Consider the following 22,915-nt stretch of genomic DNA (forward strand, 5'->3'; position numbering starts at 1 on the left):
TTCTTTCTAGATTCCATATAAATCCTTATCTGTTGCTTTGTAATCTTTTTCCCTGTCATATTAACCTCTCACTTTCATGCAAGAGATCTTAATTCAAGGGGCTTCTTACCGGCAAAGATAATTGTCGTTAAGCGGCAATCCTAATTGTCGCTCAACAGGTGATAAAATTCATTTTAAACCTCTACTCTGTTTTTGGCCTCCACGTATCCCACGCTCCGCCCCTTTCTATTGAGTAACGGGATATTGCCTCTTAAATTATCACATATTAGGGTCAAGCAAATATATTTCTCCTAAAGGCTCTAATAGGCAAGCACTTAAGCACCTACCTATCAGTCAGTCTAATTGCTACTACTATTTAAAGACGAGCTACTTGATGAAGCGGAACTCATAGAAACATTCATTCTTTGATGCTCAGGAGCATCAAAGAATCTTAAGACACCTGCAACACCATTAAATGCATCATGATGACCTTTATTGCCATGAGATTCATCATAAATACTCAGCCCGGTTGTTTCAAAGCCTCCAACAGCTATATTCAGTCGCTTATTATTTACCCGCTCCTGGCAGCGTGTCCACACAGCACTACCAAAACATCTTTTTTCTGTTCGAACATACTCTGAAAGTATTAATGTAGCAGCTTCTAGCATCATAGGCATTTGGTAGGGAAGTCCTGTTTGTTGAGCATAGGACTTCAAAAGACGTTTTTGCTCTTCATAACTTTTATGGGTACTATTTGGTATAATTGCATTTGTCATAAGAGCCCAGTGAGGCGCCAAGGAAACATTACCTAATTCATCTTTGATATGTTTACTGTAATAACGATACTTCGTTATATGCCCTTGTTTAGGACTCTTAACATGCTCCTCAAGAGCGTTTAAAGTAAGAAGCTTACCATCAATATGGTTGGGAATGAATGCTAAAAGGTGGGTTTCTCCAATAGTTTTTCCCTTCCCAACAGCCTTTCCTTTCCAAAAAGGACATGGGCGGTTAAGAATGGCACTAATATTTGAAGGGAGAGGAGGGGCTTTTCCTACCTCTCCAAAGTGAACCCTCCATTTATCAGGACTAAAAGCAAAACTGGGAAGTTTTTTTTCTACGAGAAGCTCCCTATTAATAGCCACAACCTCTTTGCTTAAATTCCGTACTCCTATAGCACCGCTACGCTGGTAATCTTTTTCATAGTCAAAGCTAACGCAGATGCCTTTATCAATAAAGCCACCAATGATAACAGGATATTTATTACCTACCTTTTCTTTACAGTGCGTATAAATCCCTTCTCCCAACAGGTATTCGTTTGTTTCTTTCTGATAGATTGAAACAGCAAGTGCAACCTCAAGCGCTGAAGCAAAGGTATAACCTTGTGAAGCATACTTAGAAACAGCTTGCTTTCTATCTATATAACTTTTGCCGCGTGTCCCCTTTAAAATACTTTTGCTGATAAGAAGCCATTTTGAGGAGGTAGCTTTGTGCCCAAATTCTCTTTTTATATTCTCATGATAATACCTTCTATTAAAGAGCTTATCAAACCCATTAAGGGTGAGCTTAACACCGCCAACTTCCTCAGGAATCCAAATAAGAATATGGGTATCAGAAACTTTACCACCAGTAAACCCTTCGATACTAAAGGGCGTAGGTGCATTTAGAATCTCTTCAATATCCTTGGGAAGCGGCTCCTCAACTCCCCTAACACTCTTAAAGTGTTTTTCCCATATACTCTTGCCAAATATAGTATCGGGAAACTTCTTTTGAATCTCGGCATTGCTAGAAACTTGAGAAGTCTTTAGCCTTTGCACCTCTTTCTTGAGAGTAGCAACCTCTTTTTCAAACTTAAACATTTTTACCGCTAAAGATGCAATAACCTTTGTTGTTTCCCCTTTGATGTTAAGTCTAAGAAGTTTTTCAAGAGCATAAGTGTAGAGTTTGGGGTTTTGCTCAGAGATATTCATCAGCTCCCTATAAAGGACCCCTGCATTTTTGGGATCTTTCTTTTTATCGATCAGAGTCAACTGGGCAAGTAAAGAGCTATCGGTATTGGGAACAAGGCTTTTGGCCTCCTTCGTTTGGTCCTTGGCTGGCTGGAGCTTGTTTTTAGCATAGCTGCTACAAAACTGCGCTAGATCAAGGTGAAAGTTTGCTTGTATTTTCTGCGAAGAGGGCAGCTGATCGTAAAGCTTTTTGAGCCCCTTGTAGGCTTCAGCTGCGGAAGGATTCAGGCTGAGAGCCTTTTGGTAGTACTCGATGGCTTTTTCGGGCTTGGGGTTTTTCGCAAGAGCTATCGCTTTGCTATAGGCCTTTTCGGTTTGCGCAGTAGCCTCATAATAACGAATGGCTAGCTCTTTAATTTTTGGGTCTTCCCCAAAGGCTTCTAAGGCTTGTTCTATTGCTATTGAACGAAGTTCGGGGATTGGAGGGCCTTCTTTAAGCTTGCGTATACCAAGAACACCGCTGTGGTGGTGACAACCGCTGCCATGGTCGCCGTTGACATAAAGACCGCCCGCGGCGAACCCCCCTACTGCCACCGCTCCATCCTTACCGACCTCTAAGCACCGCGTAAAGGTCAACTTAGGCTTTTCTGGCAACAAGTACTCATTCTTCTGATCCTTTTGGTAGAGAAGGACAGCGATTGCAGCATCTAGGGCATGGGGAAGGGTGTATCCTTTGGAGGTATATTTCCCAACGACTTGCTTTTGATCGTCATAGCTTTTATCTCGGGTACCATCTAGGATATTTTTGCTCATGAGGATCCAGTGAGGGGTGATCCCTTTTATGCCAACTGCACTTTTTAAATGGTCGTGGTAGTTCCTATACCCACCAAAAAGCTTCGGAAGGTTATTGAGGGTCAGCTTAACGCCTTTGACCGCTTCGGGGATCCAAACGAGAATATGGGTATCGCGAACCTTGCCGCTAAAGCCTTCTACTTGGAAAGGGGTAGGAGCATTTAGGATTTCCTCAATGTTGTCGGGAAGCGTCCCTTCCTCCCCTTCAACACTATCAAAGTGTTTTTCCCAAACATCCCTTCCAATTGCAATATCAGGAAGTTTTCTTTGTATGATGTTATTGGAGACTTGAGTGGTTGAGCTACTACTCGATGAAGAACTTGATTGACTAGAGCTACTGCTTGATGAAGAACTGCTACTTGATGCAGCATTGCTTTGCTGTATGTTAGGTTTATAAGCTTCTAGGTGTTTGAGGTAGGTGTGGATAAGGGCAACAAATGCTGCTTCCTTGGGCTGTTTGCTCTTTTTATAGATGTCGATGAGAGGAAAGTAATGTTTGCTAAGGTTTGTGTACTCCAAGGCTTCCCTATAGTCTTTAACAGCTTTTTTAAGATCGTTTTTTTCTGCCCGTCTTTGAGCTCGTTTAATGCAATCATCAGCTTCTTCAGAGTCTTGCTCGAATGTATAACCACTGAGCTGGGCGGGAAGAGGAATAGGAAATTTTTTACCGGCTTTTTCAGCTTGGCTTTTTATTGAAAGGTTGGGTCGGAGATCTTCGTTTTTAAGGGGTTTGCGGCTTAAGGGACAGGTTTGGTTTTTTTGTAGATGGTTTTCGATCGCTTCTCTTTCAAAGGTGTGACCACAGCTGTCAATCACAGGATCTTGGAGCAAATCAAGAGTCAAGGGACAGCAAAGATCTTTCCTGTAGGTATTGTTTTCCAAAAGGAGCTTTTTGATATGGACAATGAGTTCTTTAATAAGAGGGAGAGCCTGAGGGACAGCCTTTGACCCCTTTCTAAAAGAGACCTCATAGCCCCCACCACTTTTGGGGGTTACAATGGGAGCAATGCCCTTTTTAAGAAGGGCCTTAATCTCCTTTTTGACCTCAGAGGCTTTTTCTTTGCCTGGGGGATAGATGACCTCTGCGATAAAGGTTTTTGAGGAACCTGCCTCCTTAAGACCGACCTGAATAGGGTCTTTAGCGATAAATGAGAGCTGGTGCCTGGGGGTAAAATAGACGGCAAAAGGGATGTTTGAAGAGTTAAGAGGTCTGATATTCATGGAAATTCTCCTGATGTTAACAATATTTAAAGACCAAACTTAACATAGCATATCTTTTTTTGCAAAAAAAAATTGAAACGTGATTTTTTTAAACCTTACACACCATTATCACCCTTGAGAAGCTGATTATTAATTACTTATTGTTTTTCCTTTTGATGACTCTCGCAGCTCTTGCCAACTAATCGATCAGGAGTTACAATATTGGGTAAGGAGTCACTATGGAAGTACTAGCAATTAGTTGGGGCCAATTAGCAGCCTTTATCACAGCATCTATCACCAGCTTAGCATGGGTCTACAAACTGATTGAAAAAAAATTTGACCGTGTAAATTTCGACATTAAAGACTCTCTTAAGGAGATGAAAGACTTCCGCAAAGAAGTGAATGCTAGGTTCGAGAAGACCGACCGCGATATTAAAGACTTCCGCAAAGAAGTCGACGCTAGATTCGAGAAGGTCGACGCTAGATTCGAAAAGGTCGATGCTAGGTTTCAGAAGGTCGACCACGACATCAAAGATTTCCGCAAAGAAGTCGATCTTAAGTTTTCAAGAACCGATGACAAAATCGAACACCTTGGAGATCGGGTTGGAAAGGTTGAAAATAGACTCACTGCAATTGAAACGACAATCTCTTATATTGCCCCTAGGAAAGTGATCCCTTTCCCTATAGAAGAGGACCACAGTGAGAAAAAGGCTAATGAAGGGTAAACAGGGATCATTCTTTAGAAAGCTCACGAACAAGTTCTCCAGATTCTGACAAAAGTTCTCCCTTCCATTCGGATACATTCCGAGCCTCCGAAGAAAAATTGGCGCCAATAAGAATAAGCTTTTTCCCCTTACCGATATAGGGCTTGTAGTACTCTTTTTGGTGGATTTGCTTCATTGCTTCATCAGCAGAACCATCGAGTTTCATCTCTAAAATGTAAGTTGCTTTAGGCATTTCTAGTAAGAGATCAATCCGTCCTGTATTTGTTGCTCTTTCTGATAGTGGGTCGAAACCCATCCCATATAGCATAGAGAGAAGCATCGCTTGATAGGTTCGTTCTTTTGCCCCTGCAAAGACTTGGTAGGCAAAGCTAGAAAACCCAACCTTGATATGCTCAAAGAGGATCCCTAATTGATAGCTCTCTAAGGCTTTGACAAACCTTTCTGAAGACCTTACATCGGTATTATCTGTGAAATGGCTGACCAAAGAGTCCATAAAAGCGGTTCTTACCTCTTCATTAGGGAACCCTAAGTGATACCGCTTTGAAAGAGGATTGTAGTCTTGGATGGTAAAGTATCCTGTCTGGTACATCAAGGCCTTTAAGCTAATCCTTTCTATAGAGCTGATGTCCATCAGCTCATCCCCCCTTGCGGTTGTTCCATCTAATGAAACTATCGACTGGGAGTGATTTTTCAGCTGATCGGTAAGAAATGAAGGGGTTCCTGTGCTATACCAGTAGCCTGCAGGTTCTCTTTTACTCATGAAATTTAGTGTTGAAAAAGGATTATAAACACAAGTCTCTCCTCTTGAAAAACGATAGCCATTGTACCAACTCCGGACTTCATCGATAATTCTCTCCTCTGATATTTCACGTCCCTCCTGAGACCTTTCATAGGCAATTTTTTCAATATACTCCTTAAAGGCCTGTCTGAGTTCTTGTTCGGTATATCCCATGATTCCTGCATACTTAGGCTCCATTGTAATATCGTTTAAGTTATTAAGAGCCGAAAAAAGGGATACTTGGGAAAATTTACTAATACCGGTTATACATGTGAACTTTAAGTGTGCATCCAAGCTTTTAAGAGCTCCAAAAAAATCTTTTAGAAAATCCCGGTTTTGCTCTGCAACTTTGGGAGATTTTAAGTTCTTAATAATAGGCCGATCATATTCATCGACTAAGACAACAACCCGATTTTTTTTCGCAAGCTTTGTTACAAGTCTTACTAACTGAGACTGGCTAGATGAGCCTGTGATAGACACCCCGTAAACCTCAGCAAGGTCTTCTAGTGCTTCTTGTAGACCTATTTCTAACCGTTCAGTGGAGGTGGTTAAAATCCTAGAAAAATCAAAGTAGAGAACCGGATGTTTTTCCCATTGATAATCGGTCTGATAAATTTGACATTTCTTAAATAGAGCCTTATTGCCTTTAAAAATTTCTCCTAATGTATTGAGAAATAGAGACTTTCCAAATCTCCTCGGGCGGGATATAAAGTAGTGTTTGCCTGTTGTTATTAACTCCTTGGCAAATAGTGTCTTATCGATATAAACTTGATCCTCTTCAAGGATTTCACGGATACTTTGGATTCCAATAGGTAAATTTTTCATTTCACAATTTCTATTTCAGACCTATCGTTATTTTACGATACGAGAGCAAAGCTTGCAACGGTTAAATTTTTATAAATAAATCTTTGATTGCGTTGCTTTAGCGCCGTCAAAAAAACCAATTCTTGAACTTATTTGGGTATATCCTCAAATTGCAAAAGCCAAACTAAAACCCTTAGGGCCCGTCAAGAAATAAATGCTACAGCTTGACTCAGCCCCAATAGGGAAGGTCGACGAAGAAGCTTAATTTGGCAAAGTCGCAGCCAGTCAACTTGTAACATTTAATTCTTGACGGGCCTTTAGTATGCAGAAGAGCTGCTGCTTGAGGAAGAACTACTTGACGAAGAGTTTGATGAGGAGCTCTGTGGAAGTAGTTCTTTAACGGCTATAACACCTACAGAATCATAATTTGAGTTATGTACATTGGCATATAAGCCTTTGGAATTAAATTGACCAATGCCTATATTCATCTGATTATTTTTAACCAGTTCTTCGCATCGAGTCAAAGAGTTAGGAAGTAGTTTTTCACCCGTACTTTTTTTATGAATAAATAGCGCTGCTGTAACATCAACTGCCTTAGGCAGTTTATACCCTTGCTTACCGTATTTTTCCACCAATTTTTTTTGCTCAGCATAACCCTTTTTGTGTGTTCCTTCCAATAGCGCTCTAGTGACTAAAATCCATTTAGCTTTTCCTATTTTTTGACCTCCCAATTCCGGTTTTAAATGATATGTGTCATAAGCGCTATAATTTTTAAAGAGTTTCTCCAGCCCATCCAGTGAAACATCTTGTCCATCTACCCTTTCAGGAATCCAAACAAGAATATGGGTTTGGTAAACAGGGTCTCCCTTTTTATGTTCCCCTACCTTAAAGAGGGTCGGAGCCTTCAGAATCTCTTCAATATTATCAGGTAGAAGAGCTTCTGTTCCCTCGATATTTTTGAAATGCTTCTGCCATATGCTCTTGCCAAAAACGGTGTTGGGAAATTTTTGCTGAACCTCGGCATTCTTAGAAAATTCTGCTGTTAAGTTCCGCGCCACCATGCCCCCTTTTATATCGAAGTTCCTGTCGTTATGATCATGAATCTGGAGTCCATCCTTTGATAATCCCCCAACAGCTACTGGTAATTTCTTGTTAGATATATTTACTCGTTCTAGACAACGTGTATAAGTATCAAGACCCTTCCCTTTTCCAAGTAAGTGCTACCCAGATTTTTCTTTTTGGTAGAGCAAGGTTACGACTGCAGCATCTAGCGCTGTGGGTAGGGCATAGCCCTTAGAAGCACAGGCATCTACAATTTTCAATTGTCCTGCTGTATTTGTGGTACGTGTTCCTTCTAGGACACCTTTGCTTACAAGGATCCAGTGAGAGGCTACTTCTTTATTTCCAAGATAGTTTTTTACGTGATCGCTATAAAAATTATATTTTCCAAAAAGGTTTTGCAGGTTATTAAGAGTTAAGTTTTCTCCATTGACTTTTCTTGGAACCCAAACAAGAAGGTGTGTTTTGTGAACGGGATCACGTTCTGTATAACCTTCAACTTTAAAAGTGGTAGGAGCCTTCAGAATCTCCTCAATATTAGCAGGGAGAGGACCTTCAGCACCCTCAATATTTTTAAAATGCTTCTGCCATATGCTCTTGCCAAAAACGGTGTCGCGAAACCTTTGTTGAATAGAAAGGCCACTGGAAGTTAATAGCTTAGCTCCTATAATGCCACTGGTTTCGTAAGAGTCGGTATGCATGTGTACGTAAAGCCTGCCATCTTCGGAATTCCCAATAGCTACTGGATAGTTATTATTCGTGACGCTCTCTAAACACCGTGTTAGTGTTGAAAAGTTGTTATCTTTCCCTTTTGGAAATAGGTTCTTTTTATTTTTGCTTTGGTATAGAAGAAGCGCTGCTGCTATATCTAAAGATGAAGGCAGATTATAACCCTCATAACTGTAAGCTGCCATTACCTTCTTTTGATAAGGGTAACCTTTTCCTCGTGTGCCTTTTAAGATGTTTCTGCTTAAAAGGATCCAGTGGGCAGAAGAAGTTGTTTTAGAACCATGCTCATTTTTGATTTCCTTGCTATAACCGTGATAGTTCCCAAAGAGATTTTGTAGGTTATTCAGTGAGAGGCTGACCCCATCAACCTTTTCAGGAATCCAAACAAGAATATGGGTTTCACTAGTAGGTGCATCTTTTTTATACCCTTCAACTTCAAAGGGAGCGGGTGCACTTAAAATCTCTTCGATATTAGCAGGTAGAGGAGGTTCAGCGCCTTCAACATTTTTGAAATGGCTTTCCCATATGCTCTTGCCAAATACTGCATGCAAAAACTTTTTTTGGATCTCAGTATTTCTAGAAATTTGCGTCGATTCAAGTGTTCTTGCAGCTATCATACCGTTTGGTTTATAATTAAAGTTTCCACTACCACCATAATCATATGTAATGCAGAGACCTTTATCTGATAAGCCACCTACGTCTAAAGGCCACTGGTTGTTATTAATACTTTCTTGACATCGCGTATAAGTATTAGGAGCACTACTTAGAAGCTTCTTTCCTTTTTCTTTGTAATGGAGGAGAAGAGCTGTTGTAACATCTAGAGCTGTTGGCAGGACATATCCTTGAGAAGCATAAGATTTAAGTAATTTTTTCTGATTCGAATATGTTTGCTCTCTCGTTCCTTCTAAAACATTTTTACTTAGGAGGATCCAGTGAGAGGATGGATTTATTTTTTCTCCTAGCTCTTTTTCAACTTCACTTTTATAAAACCTATGGTTTCCAAATAAATTCTGCAATCCGTTAAGAGAAATTCCGATTCCATCAACCTTTTCAGGGATCCAAACAAGAATATGGGTTTCACTAGTAGGTGCATCTTTTTTATACCCTTCAACTTCAAAAGGAGCGGGTGCACTTAAAATCTCCTCGATATCAGCAGGCAGAGGAGCTTCAGTTCCCTCAATATTTTTGAAATGCTTCTGCCAGATGGTTTTACCAAAAACGGTGTTGGGAAACCTTTGTTGGACAAGGGTATTTCTAGAAATTTGTGTAGAAAGGTTCCTGAAGCCAACGATTCCATTGTGCTTATGTGTCGACTCTTTGGAAGAGTGACAGACCTCAATTGACTCACCAAAACCACCAACAGCCACGGGCCATTTTTGAGCATTGACGAGATCTTCGCATCGCGTATATGTAAATGGTTTTTCTGCAAGCAGCTTTTCGCCTGTTTGTTTTTCGATAAGGAAGAGTGCTGTTACAACGTCAACCGCTTTGGGAAGGTGGTATCCTTTTGATGCATAGTTCCCTATAAGTTGTTTTTGAGTATCATAGGTCTTCTCCCTTGAGCCTTTAATGACATTTTTACTGATAAGGACCCAATGGGGCTTGTTGACTTTTTTACTCCCCACCTCTGTTTTTACATGGCTTACATAAGTTTTTTCGTGATTTCTATACTTTTTTTTAAAAATCATTCCTAGTGTATCTAAAGAAAGCGGTATTCCGTTTATTTTTTCAGGAATCCAAACAAGAATATGAGTTTTGCTGGTAGGAATATCTTTTCTATACCCCTCAACTTCAAAGGGAGCGGGTGCACTTAAAATCTCCTCAATATTAGCAGGGAGAGGAGCTTCAGCACCCTCAACATTTTTAAAATGCTTCTGCCATATGCTCTTGCCAAACACTGCATGGGAAAACTTGTTTTGGATCTCAGTATTTCTAATAACCTCTGTTGTTAAATTGCGCCAGGCAATTGCTCCATCATCTGAAGTGGTATAACGACTTCCTCTTATATCAAGCCCTTTTTTGGAAAACATTCCAACAGTTACATCAGATAAGTTTAAGCTTTTGACTTTCTCTTTACAGCGAGTTTTTACCTCGCTATATAGATAGTCACCCGTATAAAGATGATGGACCCATGATGCAGCTGCAACATCTAGAGCCGGGGGATGCTCATAAAGGGTACTCTCAAAAAACTTTTTCTGCTGCTCATAATTCTTATTATAGCTGTCAGGCACAACTGTACGCGTCATTAAAACCCAGTGAGATGGGGAGGCCGGCTTGTTCCATACTTCTTTTCTAAGATTTTCTCTATGTGATTTGCTTTCAGAGTAAGTGTATGGTGATTTATCTTTACTCTTAATAATCTGCTCAAGATGATTTAATGTTAGGGCTTTGCCATTGACTGTCTCTGGAATAAGAACAAGGATGTGGGAATCCCTGACTGTTTTCCCCAAACCAAATGGACAAGGTTGGTCTAAGATTTCTTCAATGTTAGAAGGCAGAGGAGGCTCTTTTCCAATTTTACCAAAATACTTCTCCCAAACCGCTTTTCCAATCGCAATATCAGGGAATTTTTGTTGGGTATCGGTATTTAAGGGGTGGGTCTTCTTCCGTTCTTTTTTAAGAGCTTTAACCTCTGTTTCAAGCTTGGCCATCCTTAATGCTAGAGAAGCAATAAGCTTTGTTGTCTCCCCTCTTTGGTTGAGTTTAAGAAGTTTTTCAAGAGCATAGGTATAAAGCTTTGGTTTTTTCCCAGAAATCTCCATTAGCTCTTTATAGAGAACTGCAGCGGTTTTGGGTTCTTTCTTTTTGTCGATGAGTGTAAGCTGAGTAAGCATGGGGCTTGAACTATTGGGAATAAGGCTTTGAGCTTGTTTATAGTGATCCTTTGCAGCTTGGAATTTGTTTTGGGCATAGCTACTACAAAACCGTGCTAAATGAAGATGGAAGTTTGATTGTGTTCTCTGCGAAGAGGGCAGCTGATCGTAAAGCTTTTTGAGCTCTTTGTAGGCATCAGCTGCAGAAGGATTCAGACTGAGAGCCTTCTGGTAGTACTCGATGGCTTTTTCGGGCTTGGAGTTTTTCGCAAGAGCTATCGCTTTGCTATAGGCCCTTTCGTTTTGTGCGGTAGCTTCATAATAGCGAATGGCTAGCTCATTGATCTTTGGGTCTCCAAAGGCTTCTAAGGCTTCTAAGGCTTGTTCTATTGCTTCTGTTCTTATTTCCCTCTTGACTTTATTTATTTGCTTTTCATCTGAGAGGTCTATTAAAAGAGCAACCCCATGATACTCGCTAATCCAAGGAGTCTTACTTGACTCAGGATAATTTTCGTATCTAAAATCTACACGAAACCCTTGATTACCAAAGTTCCCAATCGCTACAGGTTGATTATTGGTAATTTTTTCTTGGCAGCGAGCATACGTATAAGGGTTAATCGGTAATAATCTCTGTTGAGTGGCTTTTTCATAAATCAATAATGATGCTGCTAAATCAATAGCTCTTGGGATAACATATCCTTGGCAAGCATACATATCTATGGTCTTTTTGTGATCTATGTAACTTTTGTTCCTTGTACCCTCAATTAAACCCTTGCTCATTAAAACCCAGTGAGCCTTACCAGTGCTTTTGTTTCCCTCTTTGCTTCCGATTGGCCCATGATAGTAGCTATATCTATTAAATAATCCTGATAAACTATTAAGAGAAACATTAATCCCCTTAACTCTCTCGGGTATCCAAACAAGGATATGGGTATCGCGAACCTTGCCGCTAAAGCCCTCTACTTTGAAGGGAGTCGGAGCATTTAGGATGTCTTCAATATCGTCGGGAAGGGTTCCTTCTTCTCCCTCAATACTCCCCTTACCAAAGTGTTTTTCCCAAACGGCCTTTCCGATCGCAATATCGGGAAGCTTTCTACCTGTGGTGGTATTGAAGACTTGAGTGGTTGAGCTACTGCTTGAGGAAGAGCTTGCTTGGCTCGAACTGTTGCTCTGCTTCCCTTTATCGTTAGGTTTGGAAGCTTCGAGGTGCTTGAGGTAGGTATGGACAAGGGCAACAAATGCCGCTTTTTTAGGCTGATCGTTCTTTTTGTAGATGTCGATAAGGGGAGCGTAGTCTTGACTCCTTTCTGTATAGAGGAGAGCCTGTTTGTATTGTTTAAGGGCTTGTTTGAAATCGCCTTGACTGGAAAAATTTTGGGCGAGCTGGATGAAAGTCGCGGCAATTTGGGTATTTTCTTTGATGGTTTTCTCGTTGAGGGAGGCAGGAAGAGGAATAGGGAATTTTTTTGCAGCTTTTTCCGTTGAGCTAAGGACCTTTTTGATATGGATGATGAGTTCTTTAATGAGAGGAAGAGGCTGAGGGGCAGTCTTTAAGCCTTTTTTAAAAGAGACCTCATAGCCTCCGTCGCTTTTTGGGCTTATGACTGGAACTACACCCTTTTTGAGGAGGGACTTGATCTCTTTTTTAGCGGCGCTAAAATTTTCCTTTCCGGAAGGATAAACAACCTCGGCTGTAAAGGTTTTTGAGGAGGTTGATTGCTTAAGATCGACCTTAAGGGGGTCTTTGTTTGTAAATGAAAGCTGATACTTGGGGGTGAAATAGACAGCAAAGGGAATATCTGATGAGGTTAAAGGTCTGATGTTCATAGAAATTCTCCTGCTTTAACTAAGTCTTTTAAGAGGCGAGCTCACGTAGGTAGCCAGAAATCATCTTATAGTTGCTGGCTAGGTTTATAATTCTCAATCCTTTGTCTTAAGGGCATCAATCTCTTTTTCGAGAGCAAGGCTCCTGGTAACCAAGGAAGCGATTAGGCTGGCTTCCTCCCCTTTGGTGCTAAACTTGAGACGTTGCTCAAGGGCATGGGCATAAAGCTTGGGGGCGCTTTCCGATAGGTTCATTAGCTCTTTGTAGAGAGCATTGGCTGTTTTGGGGTCTTGCTTTTTATCGATGAGGGTCAGATGGGTGAGAAGGTAGGCGGGGCTTTTGGGTGCAAGACGCTGGGCTCGGTTATAGTGTTTTTTGGCTGCTTCGAAGTTTTTGTGGGCATAGTGGTGGCAAAACATGGCAAGTTCAAGGTGGAGCTTTGCTTCGACTCTCTTGGACGATGAGAGCTTGTTATAGAGCTCTTCTAGTTTTTTAGAGGGGGTGCTTGAGGAAACATTTTCTTTTAGGGAAACCTCGTAATGATCCTCCCATCTCTTATTTACAGTGGGGACAGCTCCCTGTTTGAGTAGGTGCTTGATCTCTTTTTGATCTGAAGGGTCGATAACCTGGGTTGTGAAGACCTTTGAAGATGTGGGCTCAGAGAGCTCTACCCGGATGGGGCCACTGAGAAAAGAAAGCTGATAGTTGGAGGTGAAGTAGGTCGCAAAGGGAATTTCTGAACGGGGAACAAACAGAGCCTCGTCTGTCGTCTCTTTTATGTCAGGGAGTTTGATTGGATGGGAAGAAGGAGGATTTATAGGTTCTGGAAGCTTCTTCTCGATCGCAGTTTTCCGGGTTTCAAGCTCCTTAATCCGGTCTTGAAGTTCTTGTTGTTGCACCTCATAGGCTTTTTTCTGGGCCTCAAGCAATTTTTGGTTTTCGATATGGGTTTTTTCTCTCTCTTCCTTAGCTCTATCAAGCCGCTTTTTGTAAAGCTCTTCGATTTTTTGTTTCTCTTTTTCGAGTTCTTTGACCTTGTCTTGATCATTGAACTGATTGGCAACTTCCAGTTGTTGCTGCTTTTTATTAAGACGGATATCTTTTTCTTGGGTGAGCTTTTTGAGTGTATTTTCAATTTCTTGTAGCCTTGCACTATGGGTGTAAGACTGATTTTTAAGGAGTGCGTTGTATTTTGCGTCTATCTCAGCCTTTGCAGCGTTCAGCTCTATAATCGACTCTTCTAGTTGCTTGACCGATTGTTTAAGAGATTCTGTTTCTTTGTGATCTAACCTGTAATTATCTAAGAGCTGCTGAAGGCCTTCAGGTTTGATGAGGAAGGAAAGTTCTGGGAAAGACTTAAGGAGCTTTTTTAAAGATTGGAGGTGGATGGCTGCTTTGTCAAAGTTTTTGGCAAAGAGCTCTTGATAAAAGCTATTGTTTAAGCTTCGGGCATCACGGAGCGCACGTTGGTAGGAAAGCGATTTTTCAAGCGCTTTAGGTTTGACAAACAGAGAGATCTGAGGAAAGGTTGTGGCAAGCTTTTTTAGACGGTCGATGTAAGTTTCTGCTTTTTTAAACTTACCCCATTGAAGCTGCTCGTTAAAGGTGTTGAGCAATCTTTGGGCGTGAGTATCAATTTTTCTTTTCTGGGTTTGAAGAAGCCTTTCGATGCTATGGTGATCAATGATGTTCAACGATTGGAGGTGTTGGTATTGGAGAGCGGCTTCTTTATAGTCTTGAGTTCCTAAAGCTTTCTCGATTTTTTTCCCAAGGATTTCTGAAATAGAGAGAAGTTTATGTTCGTCTTCGTAGGTAAGAACGGTGCTGAAGATTCTTTTATGGTGAGGGACAGGCTTGAGGGCATCGATAGCGTTTAGAAATTCGGCTCTTTTCCAGCCTCCTTTAATACTTCTATCAACAGGGTCATAGGTAAATAAGGTGTCCTGAAGCTTTTGGAGAGTAGAGTTATCCTTAATAATGAAACGACGCAACTGGTCGAGTGTAATATTTTCAGGGGTATTAGTCACCCCAATAAGGAGAGAGTCTTTTGATTTAAGAAGGGTTTCCTTATTACTAAAGAGGTTATAAGCAATTTGAAGCATTTCCGATAGGCCTCTTGCTCTTCCTGCTTTGAGAGTGTGATAGTTGATCAGGATGACAACTTTGGCGCTTTTGGCAGCTTTGATGGCATTTTTGATATTGACAGCGTTAGCAATATTAATTTCAGCTCCCCGGTTATCTAGGAATCCAGGGCAATCCATGTAGGTTTTTTTATCTTGAGTTTCGATTTTAGGCATGAAGGTTTTCGAGATTTTGGTATGACCAATAGGCATGATTTCATCTTTAGTTCCCCCTTGATTCTGAGGCTTGACAACAACAGCATCACCTAAGCCATCGATACCGAGCTCATCATAAGGTTTAAGTTCTAATGTGCAGCCACAAAGGTAGTTGATAGTGGTGCTTTTGCCAGCTCCAGTATTACCGATAAAGAGGGTGATATCTTTACCTTTGGCCTTCTGAGCTTCTAACTCTCCTTGACGGACACACTCTAATAGTAGGGCAATGCTCTCATCTGTGTTTAGAGTTTTGTGGGGATTTTTGAGCTTTTGGTCAATGAGGGCTTTAGGATCGTTTTCGATTAGTGTTGGGACTATTTGCTTTAAGAGTAACGGCTGTTTCTCAAATGAAGGTTTGATGTAAAAAATTTCTTGACATTCATTGTAACACTTACGTGTAAGCTCTAGTTTTTTCTCACTAGGTCGGAGTAATCTCAAAAATGATTCGAATTTAACCTTGTTACTTAGAACAAGGTGACCACATAAGAAAACAATCGCCCGTTCCATTGTGGGTCGGTTTTTAAACTTGTTAAGAAATTCAGCTTGCTTTTCTTGGGTGCAGTTGGATAAATAGTAGGCAGCTAGGTATTCTTGGATGGTAAAGTGAATGAAGGAATATTTTTGTGTGTGCGTATGTTTCTGAATAAGCCCTGTAGAGAGAAAGGTCTCGATTCTTTTATGTGGAAGGATCAGACTCTCTCTTTTAAGCGCATCGAGGGCAAGCTTTCCAAGCTGCTTGAGAAGTTCACCTCTCTTGCTCTTACTTAGGTATTCGAGTTTTTTTTGGCTTATTTGCCAATCAAGGACTTTATCGATCATTTCTTTATATAGAGATGTTAAAGAAATTCCAATCTCTGAACTGTTGGTACTTTTAACCCAGATCGCGCAAAGCATCTGTAATTGTAAAGGGTTTTCAGCAAGTTCCATAAGTTGAGGCACGCTTTCGATCTGCTTCAGGCATTTTTCCCCTTGCTTATCGGTCCCTATTGTAGAAAAGAATTTATGGACATAGGTTTTGATTTGGTCTTTTGAAAAGCCAATGTTCTCAAAGGTTTTATCAATCTTTCCTTTAAAAATGTGCTTTGATTCAGATCGTGAGGAAGCAAGAATATAGAGATCAGGATCATTAACAAGAGAAGAGATCGCGCCTAAAGTTTCTTCAGAAGCTTCATCAAGGCCATCAAAAATCACTAAGGTGGATTTGCTTTTATTAATACTTTCCAAAAAAGCATTTTGCAACTTTGATTCAAGGGTAATTAGTTCGGTTGCTAAGTAACTGAGAAGTTTTTTTGGGTCTTTTGGAAGTTTTTTGAGCAGATTGACCTCTCTTAGTGGAAGATAGAAAACCTGATCGAATAGTTGATTAAAGAGCCTTCCAGAGGCCCAGTCATGAGCAACTTTACGACAGAGGGTGCTTTTACCTGAGCCAGCTCTCCCTGTAATCAACACCTTTCGGTCCCCGTCATTAAATAGCTGATCAATAGAAGTTATTGACTTTTTCTTCTCTTTTTTTTGATTTTCTAAAATTAAAGTCGTAAAAAGCTCTCGAATAGGATAGGTTTCATTCGTTAGAGGGAGGGGGATATCTCCAAACTCGTCAATGTACTTAATTCTAAGGATCTGCTCAGGGTGCTGTTTTTTAAAATTTTGTAGGGGAACCTCATATATTTCAAGCTGCCAATTTATCCACTCCTTCATCTCCTTTTGCATTGTAAGTGCTAAATTCTCAGGAAGGTGGGCAACATCTGAGTGACAAAATAGATTATCTCGATAAATGAGAAATTTCAGAGCATCTTCTGTTTGGAGGTAGCGACAGGTGTTTAAGAGAGCTCCAAGGAACTCTTTTTTTTGTTTCTTAGTGAGCTGCTTCCATTCGATTATAGCATCATAATTACTCGTTGAGGTCTGAAGATCTTTATAATCTTTGGGACGATAATGGACACTTCCAAGATTTTGTTTCTTATTAATAATACAATTTTCAGAGGCGTTTTTAGGGTCATCATGGGTAAAGAGAAAGGCTAGACCAGGATCGATTTTTACCGTCTTTGCACCAATAGCTTTTTTATTTTCGTCATAGATCCACTTGAACCCTGCATTGAGCCCCCCTCCTCCAAGAAGGTCCACATCGGCTAGACACCGCCCCACGGCTAGTAGGCCCATTAAACCTTGAATAGGAACGAGCTCTCCTTTATCTGTTAGGAGCTTTTCTGGAGGACGTTTATAGGTTTCTAGGTACTTCATAAAGGGAATTTTATTCCCTTTTTCATCTTGAGTCGATGATTTTCCAAAATCTTGGTAACCCTCCATATAGCGAGACATAATCAGGAGCGTTTCTTTAATTCCCTTTTGGATCAGATCATTTACAAGGTAGTTCCAGCTGTTAAATTGATTACGGACGGGCTGCATGGAGAGTCTAGATTTAGGGACAACAAAGAGGTCTCTTCCCAGCTCCTGAAAAAGGTCGTAAGCAAGTTTTTCTCGTATCGTATCGAGGTTCATCTCTTTTTTTGTTCGTGTCCGAAAGGTGTTGGAATCGTTCCTTAAAAGCCCTTTAGGACTCCCCATCTTGCCCATCCACCGTTTATTGTCTTGTAGTTGGACTGTTTTCTTAAAAATCGCTCCGATAGAGCACCCGACTTTTTTCTCTTCAACGGCGGTAAACTCTACTTTTTTACCACTTTTACCTGTATAAATATGCATAAGAACAGGATTGAAAGTTTTAAGTCCTTTGACTGTAATGGGCTCAGGATTAACTAGAATGGAAGGGTTAGTGATCCTTGAATACAGAGGTTTCTTGTTCGGGCGCGATCTGTTCGAGTCTTCCGAGGTAGTTTTTCTTGAAGAACTTGAGCTACTTGAGGAACTAGAAGAACTTGAGCTAGATAATGATGAGAAGGAAGCCCTTGAAGGAATCCAAATGATATTTCTGTCTTTTAAAACAGGGACATCCCCCATACGAATGTGATCGGAGATTTTTTCTAAAGAAGTTTCTTTAAGGGTGCATTCAGAATATTCTCCATTTTTTTTCTCGCAACGTGCTATTAGTGACAAGTTTCTTTTACCGAAACTGATTGTGTAATCGTCACACCTAACTTGGTAACTATTCATGATTTTTATCCTCAGTTTAAAAGCTATTAATTATCAATTTATAAACTCATCGGTGTTTAACCTATGAAAGTCTACGGACCCCAACAATGCCTCCATAACTCTTTCCCGGGTAGGTGAAGACTCTACATCCATTTTCATCAAAATCGCCCACACATAGGGAGTCGTTATGTATCTTTTCTTTACACTGCGTCCATCGCATCCAGCTAGGGGCAGAGTCTGGGAAGAGTATTTGTTTGTTCTCAAGATATTCCATAGAGGTGCATATGGCGGCTTCAATGACTTTTGGGGGTGAATAATTTGGGTAGTTGGCAAGGAGTTTGCAGCGCTCATCATAGGTCATTTTGTAAGATTTAGGGAGTGTATTACGCGTCATTAAAACCCAATAGGGTTTATCCACAGTCATGTTGAGGGGCTCTTCAATATTGCCAAATGGAGATTTTGCTGTAGAAAGGGGACGTGCTTTAAACAGGTTGTTGGGTGTGAGCGGCTTTCCATTGAGCTTACTAGGAATCATCGCTAGAATATGAGTTTGATAGACTTTACGTCCCGACCAAATAGGACAGGGTTGATTCATGATACTTTCGATATTTGAAGGGAGGGTGATTTCGTTAACAGTTCCGTAGTGCTTTTTCCAAGTATTGAGGTTGAAAGTAGTCCATTTACCTTGAGTAGTTGAAGGCTTAGCTAATTTTGAACTTGAAGGTGGTTTTAATAGTCGAGACGTTTCTATACAGCGAGAAAAGTGGGCTCCTTGATGGTGGATAACGGTCAGTGGAACGTTTAGGTCATCATTTATAACAGGACCTGCAGGGTGAATTCCCCCTGCATCGGAATTAACAATCAGTACTTTTTTTCCAAAAACATGGGCAGCTAGCTCGATTTCTGGAGTGTTGAGATAATACTGAGGTCTCTGTACGGTTGTCAGGTAATGGGTTATTGCAGATTCGGAAAGGATGCTCTCTTCTTTTTTGGAATTTAGCTTTTGGAGTTGCTCTTTTCTTTTTGAGCGGCAACTCTCAATCTTCTGTCTAGCGCTATTACCAAGTTTACTGAGGTGGAAATTAACCTCTTCATTGATCCGGCTGAGGAGAGCCAGGGGCTTCCGTTTAAAAATTTCTAGAAGCTGAGCTTTATTTTTTCCATAATAGGGGCTACTGATATCTTGAATATCGGAGACTTCAGAAGATAACCGATCAAGAATTTTTTTATTTGTAGTGATTTCTTCCTTCCAAAATTCGGCTTCTTGCCGATTTGTTTTCGCTATTTCTTCTTCAAATTGAGATTTGAGTGCTTCAAACTTCGCATGGATTACCTTTCCTGCTTGATTATCCATGAAAAGCATTTTTGAAGAAGGATCTGATGAGGTAAGATGGGCACTAAAAAGGATATAAAAAAGTTTTTTTGTTTGGCGATCATTTAACTTAAAGATATTTTCCTTAAGCCGATGAATAAATTCATCTTTTGCTTGTTTAGATGAAGAATGAACTTCTCCAGGGAACCGATACATTCCATCGAGCTCTTCTCCTAAAAGAGCGTGAAGAGCGCAGGCTCCTTCACCCTTCGTGGGGAAGATTCTGTAAGTTTGATTTTCGGCTCTAAATGTAGCGGTTGGTTGAAGAGCTAAGGAATCGTTAGATAGCTTTGCTATCAGCAGTGATTCGGTGTCATCATTTAGCATCTGATAAAAAATAGGGTTTGAAGTTATTTTTTCGGAATTCGTTTGTACGGAATTCGTTTGTACGGAACTCGTTTGTGCGAAACTCGACTGTAAGGCATTTTGATAGTCTACAAGCTGTTCAACACTTAATGTTCCTTCGGCGTCCTTAGTTAGGAGATTTTGATAATCTTCTTCGAGTTTTTTAGGTAGTTTTTCGAGCTTATTTTGTTGGTTGTTTTGTACATCTTTCACATTTTTTTGGGTAGCAAGCACTTCAGGATGATCAGGCTTAAAGAAGTTCTTTAGCATATTCTGTGATTCTCGAAAGTATTTGAGGGATTTTTTCCCATTATTTAAATCTCTGTAGACTTCTCCTATGGCATTTAAGTTTGATCCTATTTCACCATGTTTTTCTCCAAAACACTGCTTCCGCAAATTGAGAGCTTTCTTAAAAGCTTGAAGAGCTTCTTGGTACCTGCCTAAGCTTTTTAACGTTTCTCCCATGGCACTGAAACTTGATGCTAACTCTGCATGATTGGGTTTGGCTAAATTTTTTCTTATCGCTAAAGCGTTCTCTAAATAGGATAGAGATTCCTGAAGTTCTCCTAGATCCTTAAAGGCCTGGCCCACAGCTTGTAAACTTGCTGCTACCTCAGGGGATTTCTTACCAGAAAGCTCTTGGCGTATACTTAAAGACTCTAAAAAATATACAAGAGCTTGTTTATGCATCCCTTTATCTCTCAACCGCTCTCCTATGGTATTCAAGGTGGTTGCAACTAAGTGATGTTTTCTTCCATATTTTTTCTGCTGCTTATCAAGGGTTGCCTTTTCTTTTTGAAATAAATTAGTCGGAATTTCATCAACTTTAAGAGTAGGAGTTGCAGGCTTTTCAATTTTAAAGATAATTTTTTTCCGTTCACAACTTTCTCTAATTCTTGAAAGTTGTTCATCCTTTATATGAAGTTTTAAGGTGAGGTGCGTTAGGCTAGAGGTTAAGGTTAGAAAGTTTAAGATATGGCCGGGACTAACATTGAAAGGATTATCTAGGGTAAGGCGCTCTATATTGCACTTTTTAGCTTGCCTAAAAAGCTCTCTACCATCTATGCGACTATTTTTAATATAGATATGAGGGGACAGTTCAAATGCCTTATTTACAAAAAGGAGCTCCTGTATCTCCGTAAAAGCAGAGAGGTCGACTGTCGGAAGCCATTTTGGTACCAACTCCGGAATTGTGAGTGGAGCTGCTTTTTGATGAGGAAAAAGATCTGCAAGTGTTTCAATAGCTTCTTGGGTTGTTTTATCTGGAAGTAGTAGCTCTTCAATAGCAGATGAGCCAAACTTAAAAATCTCCATTTCTGCCGCTAAGATTCCCTTCTCTTCTCCAAGCGCTTTTAAGGCTTTATAAACAGTATCAAGGCCAGGTGCAAGAAGAGAGACAAGTTGCCACATCGAGGGAGGTTTGGTTTTTTTCTCAATATAACCCCTAAACCTGTGCAGTTGAGTCTCAAGAAAATGGAAGTCTTCCCATGCAATTTTGATGGGAAGATCAAGAGAGTACATTTCAGCCTCATCGACAATATGACTTTTTTCTAGTTGAGTGTAGAATGTATTTTGCTCAGAAATATCTGTTAACCAATCGATAAGGAATAAAGAGGTGGGTTTATCGATGAAGCGTTTGCAAGTCTCCAAGTGAACAGGTTTATCCATTTGAGGGAGCAAAAAAATAGTTGAGCGAGTGGAGACTTTGTGAACCCCTCTAGAATAGGTTACATAAGGCTTAAAGATCGGGTCAGAATCTATGAGACGGAGATTATTGTTTTGGCTGACCATAAAGTTATCACTACGAGCATCCCCTAATCGTAGAAAAAGAGCAAGAAGCAGCTGAATAGTGGCGCTTTCTTGTGTTATCTTCTCTAAAGAGCGCTTATGTTGAATAAATTCCCTAAGGTTTTCACCTGAAACTTCAATTGAAGCCTGAACGACTTGATGAATCTTCTGATAGGTAAAGGGGTAAACCCTTTTTTCCTGACCTGTGAAATGTTTGAAAATTTCCCTGTGCCTTATTGTCTTATTTTTATCCTTAATGACTTTACTTTTTTCAGCAACTTTACTTTTTTGAGCTTGTTCTTTGAGTTGAGTAATAAGATATTTTCTACGTAATGGATGTTCACAAAGCTTGTATGATAGAGGGTTTTTAATCCAAATGTTTTTGATCTTTAAGAGCTTTGTAGCGGCATTTCCTGCAATTGGGGATATTAGCTTTGAAAAAGATTTAACGAGAAATTCTTCACCGGGTCTAAGGGGGTTGATGTTTTCTCTTTTAAAAAAGATCCCATCACGGGACCTTACGGAGCTTGCTCCATAGGCGTTTTGTTTTTTTCTTTGATTATATTTACCTATTGAACAAAGGTATCGCCCCTCTGTTTGTGAGAGTTTCAGAAAAGGCCCACCTCTATGACAGAGAACAGTGGGACCCATAATCTTCTTTAGCCTTTCCTTACCTCGTGAATTAATAATTTCTACTTTCAACTCCTCGTAAAGATCAATAAGTTTACTTATTTCTCCAGTTATCCCTTTAAGATCACCTCTTTGACTGGAATCTCGTCTTAATCTTAAAACCTCCTTATCAATCAATGAAAGAGTGGGATGGCGTTGGTCGATTGTTTCATTCAGAAATGCGTTTAAACGGGCTTCTGGGCCATCGGGCTCTCTCCGTAAAACAAAGTTAACAGTATCATCCAAAAAAGAGGACTCTTTCTTAAAGAAAGCTTGTGCAAATAACGTTTCTGGGCGACGAATCTTCTTAACCCAACTTCGATCTGCTACCTGATTTGATATTCGATCAACAATGGTTGCAAATCTATCGTGTTCAACCTTTCGGATGCTATTTTGTTCAGTTGTGAGATTTCCAATCCTTTTATCAAGCTCTGAACGATCTTCAATTAGGGTACATACACTTTCAGCCTGTAGGCGTGCATTACGATTTTGGTTTAGAGGTGAATTTGAAGAAGACGCCATATTACACTCCTTGAGTTTAGGTAATTTAAAAAATAAATCTAATTTAACACAATCTTTTTTGCCAAGAAAAAAATTACAGGTGTAAG

General features: G+C 40.2%; 8 protein-coding genes. 2 read left to right on the forward strand and 6 right to left on the reverse strand.

Features of this window, described 5'->3' with window-relative positions:
- Positions 1–338: 338 nt before the first annotated feature.
- Complete coding sequence (locus NEPTK9_RS03620) at positions 339–3,998, reverse strand: U-box domain-containing protein (protein ID WP_194847468.1); 3,660 nt, start codon at positions 3,996–3,998, stop codon at positions 339–341.
- A 218-nt stretch (positions 3,999–4,216) separates the two neighbouring features.
- Here NEPTK9_RS03620 and NEPTK9_RS03625 point away from each other — a divergent pair, with 218 nt between their 5' ends.
- Complete coding sequence (locus NEPTK9_RS03625; RefSeq protein ID WP_194847469.1) at positions 4,217–4,702, forward strand: hypothetical protein; 486 nt, start codon at positions 4,217–4,219, stop codon at positions 4,700–4,702.
- 7 nt (positions 4,703–4,709) lie between these two features.
- Here NEPTK9_RS03625 and NEPTK9_RS03630 read toward each other — a convergent pair whose 3' ends face one another.
- The 4 genes from NEPTK9_RS03630 to NEPTK9_RS03645 all read right to left on the reverse strand — a co-directional run bounded on the left by NEPTK9_RS03630 (position 4,710) and on the right by NEPTK9_RS03645 (position 17,746).
- Positions 4,710–6,305 carry an ATP-binding protein gene (locus NEPTK9_RS03630; RefSeq protein WP_194847470.1) on the reverse strand — a complete coding sequence of 532 codons (1,596 nt, stop codon included), beginning with the start codon at positions 6,303–6,305 and terminating at the stop codon, positions 4,710–4,712.
- 296 nt (positions 6,306–6,601) lie between these two features.
- Positions 6,602–7,345, reverse strand: coding sequence for a hypothetical protein (locus tag NEPTK9_RS03635; protein ID WP_194847471.1), 744 nt, complete (start codon positions 7,343–7,345; stop codon positions 6,602–6,604).
- Positions 7,346–7,504: 159 nt separating this feature from the next.
- Positions 7,505–12,712 (reverse strand): hypothetical protein, encoded by a 5,208-nt coding sequence (locus NEPTK9_RS03640; protein ID WP_194847472.1) that lies wholly within the window; start codon positions 12,710–12,712, stop codon positions 7,505–7,507.
- Between the two features lie 93 nt (positions 12,713–12,805).
- A complete protein-coding gene (locus NEPTK9_RS03645; protein ID WP_194847473.1) occupies positions 12,806–17,746 on the reverse strand; it encodes an NACHT domain-containing protein in 4,941 nt (1,646 codons plus the stop codon).
- 10 nt (positions 17,747–17,756) lie between these two features.
- Between NEPTK9_RS03645 and NEPTK9_RS03650 the strand changes: the two genes are divergently transcribed.
- Entirely contained in the window at positions 17,757–18,011 is a 255-nt protein-coding gene (locus tag NEPTK9_RS03650; RefSeq protein WP_194847474.1) for a hypothetical protein, read from the forward strand.
- A gap of 204 nt (positions 18,012–18,215) precedes the next feature.
- Here the strand turns inward: NEPTK9_RS03650 and NEPTK9_RS03655 are convergent, their stop codons facing one another.
- Positions 18,216–22,829 (reverse strand): tetratricopeptide repeat protein, encoded by a 4,614-nt coding sequence (locus NEPTK9_RS03655; RefSeq protein WP_194847475.1) that lies wholly within the window; start codon positions 22,827–22,829, stop codon positions 18,216–18,218.
- Between the last annotated feature and the right edge of the window lie 86 nt (positions 22,830–22,915).

It is taken from the genome of Candidatus Neptunochlamydia vexilliferae, assembly GCF_015356785.1.
Lineage (GTDB): Bacteria > Chlamydiota > Chlamydiia > Chlamydiales > Simkaniaceae > Neptunichlamydia > Neptunichlamydia vexilliferae.